4 protein-coding genes and 2 pseudogenes are annotated in these 9,598 nt (G+C 53.9%); 2 read left to right on the top strand and 4 right to left on the bottom strand.

Annotated elements, in window-relative coordinates; translation table 11 throughout:
- Positions 1–244: 244 nt before the first annotated feature.
- A pseudogene (locus tag V7066_RS28425) lies at positions 245–418 on the top strand (IS66 family transposase); the annotation flags it as partial.
- 9 nt (positions 419–427) lie between these two features.
- Here V7066_RS28425 and V7066_RS28420 read toward each other — a convergent pair.
- From V7066_RS28420 to V7066_RS28405, 4 genes are all read right to left on the bottom strand, one after another.
- Positions 428–1,672, bottom strand: a complete 1,245-nt coding sequence (locus V7066_RS28420; RefSeq protein WP_334186286.1) for a right-handed parallel beta-helix repeat-containing protein — start codon at positions 1,670–1,672, stop codon at positions 428–430.
- 77 nt (positions 1,673–1,749) lie between these two features.
- Complete coding sequence (locus tag V7066_RS28415; protein ID WP_334186285.1) at positions 1,750–3,177, bottom strand: class I SAM-dependent methyltransferase; 1,428 nt, start codon at positions 3,175–3,177, stop codon at positions 1,750–1,752.
- 116 nt (positions 3,178–3,293) lie between these two features.
- Positions 3,294–7,874: a glycosyltransferase gene (locus V7066_RS28410; RefSeq protein ID WP_334186284.1), complete on the bottom strand. Its 4,581-nt coding sequence runs from the start codon at positions 7,872–7,874 to the stop codon at positions 3,294–3,296.
- Positions 7,867–8,373 (bottom strand): hypothetical protein, encoded by a 507-nt coding sequence (locus tag V7066_RS28405; RefSeq protein WP_334186283.1) that lies wholly within the window; start codon positions 8,371–8,373, stop codon positions 7,867–7,869. The genes V7066_RS28410 and V7066_RS28405 overlap by 8 nt, the downstream gene beginning before the upstream one ends.
- A gap of 460 nt (positions 8,374–8,833) precedes the next feature.
- Here V7066_RS28405 and V7066_RS28400 point away from each other — a divergent pair.
- Positions 8,834–9,365: pseudogene (locus V7066_RS28400) on the top strand (hypothetical protein).
- Positions 9,366–9,598: the final 233 nt, after the last annotated feature.

The raw sequence follows: 9,598 nt of genomic DNA, 5'->3' as shown, positions 1-9,598 counted from the left end.
GAACTCGCCACTCGCTTCAAGGCCCAACCACCGCGGTAACAATCGGACGGTTACGATGGGACGATCGCGATCTCGGCTTCCGCGATGGCGTACCTGCTTGAAGGCGTGGATTGGCGCAACCCGCAGGAGACCTGGCGCCCGACGCAGGTAGGGTAATTCCTTGCCTCGTCAAAACAGCAGCAGGACCGGCATAAAAGTGCTGTAAATGCTGGGGTTCTGAGGACTTGCGGGTTATAATCCGCGCATGGTCTCCAGCAACGCATCCGATGAGCTTGTGCAGCTTCGCGCTGAACTTGCCATCGTGCGCGAACAGGCACTAGTGGCAGAGGCTGAGGCCGCCAAAGTCTGGGCGATCAACGCCGATCTGCGGGCTCGTAACGCCCATCTCGAACTGATGAACGAGCAGATGCGCCGCGACTATTCAGTTTTAGGGCTGACGCAGCACAATGCACTTAGCCGTGCTCATTGAAGCAAAGTCCCTGATATCGGTCCGAACCAGCTTGAGAGAGGGAGGAGAGATGTTGACTGCAGGCCAAGTCTTTCGTCCGCAATCAGAATTGGCAATTCCTCCAGATCGGGAAATGCGATTGTTTGTGATCGTCATCGGTCCGGTCAGTAGGTCAACGTTCAGAGCAAGCGATGCGTTATCAATATGGTTGTTGGAAACCGTACCACCAAAGGTTTTTGATGAGTACCAAGGTTCCCCGCCAATCATGATGCCGTATCCACAGCGCTTTGCCTTGCCGCAATCGATATCGTTCTGCGATATAGTGCTGCCGGTAAAGTTCCCACTGGTGTTGGGCCAAGCGTGGATCATCAGTTCGGCGAAGGATGCTTGAGCGAAGGCGGCCGAATGGCGGAAAATGTTTCCCGATACAATGCAGTCGCGGCAACCTCCGAATATTAGTTGAACATCGGTATTGTCGAGGAAAAGGTTTCCTTCCACACGTGCGTCGTGAGTATCATGAATAGTTACGCCATCTGCCCACAACAGATGTACATCGTGAGTGCCATTTGGGCCAATCGTGCTGTCAAAGATATTGGGACTTCCGGCACTCGCGACAATTTCTAGTGCAGAATGACATCTGACGTTGCGAATGAGGGCGTCCTGAAGGCGGAAACCTGATCCTCGGACGCGAATACCGCCACCCAGTGGGCGAGTATTGTTAGCCAAGCAGACCTGCCGTTCCCAATCGGCATTACGTGTATTGTTGCCGGTGACGGCAATAGCGCGCAATGTGACGTCGGATGCCTCGATTTCTATGGGCATAGTGCTGGCAACGCGAGGGCTGAGCATTTCTTCTAGTATGAGGACTGCGCATCCGTTGCTGTCCCCGTTGCGGCATGCGCGTGCGGGATTTAATGCTGCCGTTTCGATCGTAATGGGACGCGATATCATCAATGGCGTGCGAAGATGGTATTGGCCTGGTGACAGACGCAGCGTGGCGTGGTCGGGCAAACTGGAAATGCAGGCTGTGATTATTGGTGATGCATCCCCCTGCGTATGGGCCAGTTCGCGAAGTTTAAGGCATTCGCTGGGCAGGGATTTTTCAGTGGAGCCGGCTGATGGTTGAGCGGATCCGGCAGTTGAAATCATCAAGCTAATAGCCATCAGCACAATTATGGGCAGAGCGTTGCTTAAGCTCGGAAAGCACGCGAGTCTGGTACGCATCAAGGTTCCTCAAAACAGCGCATTGGTTGACGCGCTGCGTCGTCCGCGAGGACAACAGCCGTATGAGTGTTATTAGATTAATCGCTGCGTAAAGCTTTCGTCACGGAAAGACTGGTTAATGCAAAGGCTAGATTTCGTGGGTCTTCGCTTTGCGGAAGAACATCTGCGGGGCAAAGCCCGCTGGGATGATGAAGGTCGATCGTTAGCAGAGTATCGCGCGCTATACTGAACGGCACAGATATATGCGTGGGCCCGGACAAGGATGCTGACAAGATCAGTGTGCCATTGATTGAGATCAACAGCGGTTGGGTTGTAACAATATCGGTCACGAAGGGCTTAAGCGCTAGATTGAGCCACCATGTTCCGGCGTCATGGGACGGCCACAGGAGCGTCATTCTTGAATGTTCGCCATTGGTCCACACATGATGCGGTTCTGGTAAAGCCCAGCCAGTTTGCAATATGACGGGCAAGGCGGCATCCGACGAAAAGCGGACGACCTCCTCCGCTGTATAGGCGGGAAGATCCTTTAGCGAAACTTGGCAAGAGAAAGCGCAATCTAGGGTTGGTTGACTACCGTCCAGAGTGATCTTGAGTGTCATGTCACCCGACAAGGGGCGGCCAAAGGGGATAAGCATCGGCGTGTCGACGGGCATGTCGTAGCAAAGCTGATCACAGTCCAAGGAATGGCTTTCCTCCGCTAGGACTTCGCCATTGCGGACCAGCTTCTTGGTTAGGGAAAGAGGGCCATCGGGCCGTACTGGCCAAGGGGCTAGTCCATCGTTGACGATCCGAAAATCGACAGTCTGTGGTCGCTCGGACTGGAAGTTGTCGGGTATGGCCACTAGCGGGCAGATTTGTATCCTCGCGCCTTTGAGTTCTCGTTCGTTGTGGAGGCGCGCGGCCTCACCCAATTCGGTCAGTTTACGCGCTACTTCCCGTGTATCGAAATCGTGCCTTGCTTCCGGCAGAGCGCACCAAAAATAATCGACAAGATAGAGCCTGTGGCCTGGCTGACTTGCAGCCCACTCCGCAGCAGCGCGCACATCGGCGAAGCGCGGGCGATAATCATCACCGCAGGCAATGCCGTTGGGCGACAGCTTGGACATCCAAAATTTGACGTTCCGGTCGAGAATTGGATTGGTGTGGACTGCGTCTTCATAATAGATATCGACTGGGATGTCCCAATCTCCCACTCCTTCGGGACTATAGGCCTGAATTGGCCGAGCGTTCGGGCAGTCCTTCATATACTCCCTGAACTGCGCGATACCGTATTGGATGTTATGGGCCTGCTCCAAGCCGCGCACGCCCTGATTACCTTCCCAAGGATCGATGCAGTAGACGATGGCGTCTTGCGGGATGCTTTTGGCCCAAGCCCAGCTCGATCGCCCAAACAAGGATCCTACCTCGACCACGCAGCCTCCTTTGGGCACCAGCGAAGCCACAACTTCAATAGCTTGAAGCTGAAATTCGCTGACTTGGCCCGGAATATTGAGATCATAGGGCAATGACATTTTCCTTGTTACGGCAAAGCTGGGCCTTGGCTCTTGCAAGACTGAGCTTATTCCATGGTCTTGAAGACCCTCAGGTGTCGCTCTTGATTCTGCTGCCTGTCACGCAGGCGTCAGGCAAACTCCGCCTGCTCGACCGAATATTCGCTCTCCGATACGAGAGGAACGTCGATGTCCCATATCCGCAGACTAAGTTGGCGAGGATCCTCGTTGATGCCAAGATCGCGCGGAGAAATCGTATAGCGCGCCTCGATCGTGATAGTCCGGATCGTCACGTCATCGGATGCGATGAATTCGAACGTTTTGCTTTGGACGTTGCGCGACGGCAGGCGGCACCTACCAACCGGCACGCCATCGATAGCGACTTTCAGCTCCTGATCTTCACTTGGCGGTGCAAGGCAATCCATTCGCATCCTCAGGCGCGATACACCCGGCGCCAGCATGACCTTCATTTCCATCCGGCTCGCTATGCCCCAGCGTCCACCATCCAGTTCCGCGGCCGTATTCCACCCCTCGCCCCATAAAACTCGGTCGAGGTCCCCGTCCGGCTGATCGGAATTCTCACCCGAATTGAGCATTTTAAGCTGTAAAAGCCGCAATTTAGTAACACAGATGGCGCGCCAGTCGCCCTCCACGCGCTCTTCTTCGCAACCGTTTAGCGCATGGTTCGCAAAGCGGAGCCGCATTATACCGTCGGGATCGGTGATGACTGGCCCACTTACGCGGTATGGCGTACTGATCGAACCGCGCTCTCCTTCTGGGAACTCCAGAACGTGACGCTGGCCGCCGACACGAAATGCTAGGCTGTCATCTTCCTTACCGGACAACAGGCGACAGACCTCTATTTCGAAGAAGCTGCAGCCCTGAGGATCTATGTCCAGTTGCGTATCGAAGGCTGATGACCACATTTCGCCATCGCCCTGGAAAATCCAATCTTGGCCGATCCGCCGCGATCTGGAAACGCCGGCCATCTTGCGGCCATAGTCTGCAAGATCCTGTCCCGTATTAAGTATCAAGTGCGCTGGATGGGACCGATTTTGGCTGAGGCAAATAGCTTTGACCATGACAAGCGGCCTTCGTCCGCCAGCAGACGGACTTATAACCAGATCTAGCTGTAAAGGATCTGACACGCCCAGAATGGCTTTATCTATTGTCGAAGTGTGAAGGACGCCGCTGGCCGGTATGTCGATCATTTCTAGAAACTTGCCATTGGCAAACAAGGCCGCCTGCGCCGGTTTTCCATTTACAGCGACATTTCCAAGGGCCAACTGCACATCCAGGGCTTGCCCTAACATGAAACGCGCCAAGCCAAAATTAAGGCGGATCATGCCTTGCGCGGCGCAGACCGCGTTCCCTGCAATCTCACCTATCTGTGCATAATCGACGACCGACAGCCAATTGTTGAGCGAAGGCGCGGGGCGATATGGGTTGTCGCTAAGCACTTTGCCCAAATTGATCGAAGCCGGACAGTTCAGGGTCTGGCGCACCGAGGGAATGGCGCGCAGCATGTTGGGGGCATCAACCGACAGGGCGGCGTCTTCTATCCAGAAGGCCACCATACCGATGCCGAGCCTGCGCGAGTCGGCAGATGCAGGCTCTATATCCTGGACCGCGCACAAACGATCGGCTTCCAGCACGATGCGGAATTGAGTGGCGTCTCCTATCGCGTCGCGCGGGATACGCACCCGGCTTACATAGACATTCGAACCTGTCCTGTCTGGCTGCTGCGCATTGAAAACCCATCTGCCAACGACCGTGTCGTTGATCTTGATCACATAGGTTGTTTCATCGCTGGCCTTCTGCATTACCTTTGCCAGGATCGAGAAGACAAGATCATTCCTGACCGGCTGCGTCAAGCTCAAGGAAAGGCTTGGTGAAATGCTGCGGGACCAGCATCCCCAGCCCTCTGGCGCTGCCCAGCCACCGCCCAGATAGCGGCGGCCGTTCGTCTTGTCCGTGACCAGAACTACCGAACCTAGCGTATAGGTTTCCCCTCGGCGAGCAGGACATGGCATGTCGAGAAGGGACACGATGCCGTCGGTCGTATCTTTCCAAGACAGCGGAACATAGCCGGATGAGATCTGGTGCTCGCGATAGTTACGCGCGGTATTTGAGGTAGTATAATGCTGGATTAATGCAGCCCAAGCTGTTCGATCCAAGGGATCGAGCAGGTCCGTATAATCCGGCGCGATTTCCTTCATCGAGGATGCATTAGAGGCCAGACATATCTTGCCGTGCGCCAAACTTTCGCCAACTGGTAATCCCCATCCTTCGTAAAGAGAGGGATAAGCGGTAAATAGGCAAAGGTCGTACAACTCCGCCAGGGACGCATCGTCGATATCGGTCAGGATGTGGACACGGTCCTTCAATCGACGATCTTCGCTGATTGCGCGGGCCAGTTCGCTTCCGTTCCACGCGACACCACCCACGATGACAAGGTGAGGTGTTGCCTCTCCCATTTTTTCGTGAAGTATGGCCCATACATCGGCTAGCAATCCATAATTTTTGCGTGTGTGAATGCCGCCAACGGCCAGAATGAAAGGAAGTCGAGAGAATTTGGCGGTCGCCGCCATCCCTTTGTTGCTTCGTTCACCGCCAAGATCGCCGATGTCGTCGGCCAGTTTGATCCGCGCCGCGGGAGGCATCACGACGCCGAATTCCTCGCAAAAATCGGATAAGTCGTTTAAAGTGCTTTGTGAATAAACGATAATCCGCGAACATTGCGCCACAAGAGCGCGACAATTCTCGTTCCAGACCCGTGCATAGTCAACGGGGTACCAGTGCGGAAACAGATAGGGCGTCATGTCATGCATGAGGATAGAAAGCCTCAGGCCATGGCGCCGGGAAAATTCACCTAAATCTGATACATATTCAGGGTTTTGCATCCAACTGCTGCCCACAGATACGATATCGGTATAAAGCTCCGGATCGTTATTCTGAAAGACGGGTTGGGCCTTTTCATCGCGCAAAGTAGCCAGGTAAGAGGCGACCAAATTATGTGCGACGATGTCTCGCGGCACACTGACGAAGCCGGCTGAAGCGGAATGGTAGCAGACAAATTTAACATCCAGATCCTGCTGCAGCAAATGCGATGCCAAGGCGCATTCCACTCTCACGATGCCAGACAGCGTCAACGCGTTGTTGACCCATGTCGTGATATCGAACACCAGCCCGCTCGTCTGGTGCGGTTCGACCTCGACGGAATCAACCGCCTTGACATCAAGCGGCTGTGTTTTGACGCGAGCTGCAACTTGCCGATACACGTCTACCGTGTCGCGGGCGTAATTCTGCCAAGAAAAGTTTTCGAGCACATAGGCCTTCTGCGCCTCTATCCTTTGAGGGTCGGGCTTTGTGTTCCATGTTTCCATGATCGCAGTCCGAATGGAGACGATATCCGCGGGATCACAATACTTTGCGAAATCACCGAAATATTCGCTTTCCCCCGATCGATCGCTCAGGACCAGGCGGGCACCTGCTGCCGCTGCCTCTAATGCTGCCAGCGGCGCTCCTTCTGCCCAGCTTGGCAGCGCAAAAACCCGGGCCCCGGCCAACGCCGATCGCAGCATTTCCGATCCCGGTTCAAGTCTAGGGACGTGGACGACATTGTCGTCCCCAAATCTTTTGATGAGCGCTAGATATTCGTCGTCGACATTATGTCCGGCCAGCACCAGCTGAACTCCGGTGCCTGCCAGCGCCGTTGCCAGCATCAACTGGTTCTTCCGATGCTCAACTCGTGCGAGGCAAAGGACATAATCCTGAACGCCATATGTTTTACAAAAGAGCGAGGGATCGCCATCCGCGAAATGGCTCCCATCGACCGGATTGCGAACAAGAAAGGCCTTATCGGTCGGTGTGCCGGTAAGTTTCTCAAATAATTGCATTTCATGCTGGCTAAGGAAAATAATACCATCCGCAAGATGCGCAATTTCTTTCAACGCGTCGATATATCCCGGCTCTGGCTCGCTCCAGTCACGGCCGCTGGCTTTTTCCAGTCGAGATGCCGCGCGCATCATTCCACCCGCGTCGATGGCATTGTCCGCGTTGCGGAATATATGCAGCAAGTCCACCTGCCATACGGACGCTTCGGATAAATCCAAAATAATTGGAGAAAATATCAATGTCCTGCCGGCAGACTTCACCTTGCGAGCGATTTCAACCGCCTGTAGCGGTGCCCAGATATTAAACAGATGAACGATATCGCTCGATAGCGCTGACTTGTTCAGGTTGTGGCTGTAATGGGCCTTAACGCCCAATTCCTGAATTGCCCTCTGGGTCTTGGGCACGCGAACGCTCGGCCCTCCCAGTGTTGTATCTTCTGCGCCATGCGTCAGTAAGGCAACCTGGCCCAGCCGGGGGAAAATGGGATAATGCGTTCCCGCAGCAGAATTGTTCCCGGCAAGCTTTGCGAATAGCTTCCGGAACAATGTATCATGCTGTGCTGCCCAATTATCCCATGTCATATTTCCGATGGTGTTCGCGAGTGACATTTTGCTTTCCACTAAACTCGTCAGGACCGTTCGCAGCGATTTCGCATCGCCTTTCTCGAAAGCGATATGAGGATATTCTCTAACCCATCCAACATCGGATGCGATGACAGGTGTTCCGCATGCCAAGCTCTCCAGAACGGACATGGGGCCACCTTCATTGACGGCAGGAACGAGAATATAGTCCATAGACCTATAGAAATCAGGCATCTTTCTTTCGTCTATATTCTGCGCCGGACCAGGCCATCCTTCGCCATTCGATACCTGGCGTGTCCATTACCGCACGGACCAGTGCCTCACCCTTGCGGCCGGTATGGTAGGTCCGGCCAACGACGCCGATGCGGACAAGGGGCTTGAACAGATCAAGTTCGACGCCAGGTGATATGCAGATGCTTTCGCTGATACCCAGATTTTTTAAGATCTCGTCAGTCGTATTCGACATCGAAATGGCGACATCGACATCTTGCGCGGCTTGGTCAAATCGTTCGGCCGCAGCAAGGTCATGTTCTCTATGAGTAAAGAGGGCTAATTCTATAGGGGATACACGTGTCTTTCGGCATCCATATGTAATATAATATTGAATTTCCGCCGATGGGTCAGGGTCTGTTGAGTAAGTGACGTAGTCAAGTCTTTTGGTTATTTCTGCAGCAAGTTTTTCAAGTATCCACCCGGAGTCAGACGTTGTTATATGAACCTTGAACTGCTGCATAAGAAATCTCACCACTACGACGCTATGTGCCAGGTTCTCTGGGTATCACCACGGCACTTGATCCGGCCCTTGCCTTGTGCACATATATCGCAAAGGCAGGAGTTTCGGTCATTTAGTGCAAAGATAGCGGTTTCGACAATAGCAAAATTCGGCATTAGCAACGAACTGCGTGATGGAGCCACATCTGTGATTGTAAGCGCGCTGGCTGAAGCGAGAATAATGCTGGCTAATTGTTTGGCGAATTATTTCCAAACTAATATTTTTAATATATTCAATAATTTTCATTTGCAAATTTAAATAATTCCAGTGGATATTCTTCTGGTGTGGGTAGAGGTGCGATTTTTAGGGCGTGAACTCATAAATTGGGTTGAGTGGTTAGCGCTGTCTTGATTCAGGCATCCTTCGGAATGGAGGGTGTATGGCACGGCGGCGGTATGAACTGACGGACCCGTAAAGGCTCATCATCGAGCTATTGCTGCCCAACAGACCGCGTGGTGTGCCTCGAGTAGATGATTGCCGGGTTTTGAACGGCATTCTCGGGCGTTTTTCTTCCGGTGCGCCGTGAGCGGAGGTCCTGGAACGGTATGGGCCATCGACGACCTGCTACAACCAGTTATTCCTAGCCAAACGCTGATGGACGTCCTGTCGGCCTGCGACTGACGGGCGGGCAGGTTCACGAGGCCTGTGAGGCTGACGCCTTGATCGAGGTCATTCCCGAGGGCGCCTCACTCCTAGGCGACAAAGGTTCCCACAGTACCGCTAGCCACCAAGCCGAGGCGGGGAGGAACATCTGGGCGAATATTCCCAACCGTTCCAATTACAAGCAGCGCTTCGGATTTTCGTCTTGGCTCTACCGCCAGTGCAATCTCGTCGAGCGCTTCTGCAACCGGATCAAGCAGTTCCGCAGCATCGCCACCCGATACGACAAGGATGCTGCCAACTATCTCGCATCCATCAAGCTCATCTGCGTACGCCTGAGGTGCAACCGGTAATCGAGTCCACGTCCTAGCGATTTCTGCCCGCAAAACAGGCGTGGTTCGGGCCTCGAGATACATATATATATCTGCACCATTACGAAACCTCATCGACAAGAGCGGCGCAGCGCGACGCGTGATCCGCGATGGCGCCATTTTCCATGTCCCAATGATGTGTCGCAACCAGACAGCTAGAGTATGAAGCGTCCCGGGTTTTCCGGAGGCTATCCGGTTTGACTCAGGCAGCCATA

Source organism: Novosphingobium sp. (assembly GCF_036820275.1).
Lineage (GTDB): Bacteria > Pseudomonadota > Alphaproteobacteria > Sphingomonadales > Sphingomonadaceae > Novosphingobium.
Note: the sequence above shows the minus strand (reverse complement) of the source record. Positions and strands in the feature narration are given on the sequence as shown.

Bases quoted from the DNA above. Each gene is read 5' to 3' on its own strand.
- V7066_RS28420 (WP_334186286.1), bottom strand. From the start codon at position 1,672: ATGCGTACCAGACTCGCGTGCTTTCCGAGCTTAAGCAACGCTCTGCCC.
- V7066_RS28405 (WP_334186283.1), bottom strand. From the start codon at position 8,373: ATGCAGCAGTTCAAGGTTCATATAACAACGTCTGACTCCGGGTGGATA.
- V7066_RS28410 (WP_334186284.1), bottom strand. From the start codon at position 7,874: ATGCCTGATTTCTATAGGTCTATGGACTATATTCTCGTTCCTGCCGTC.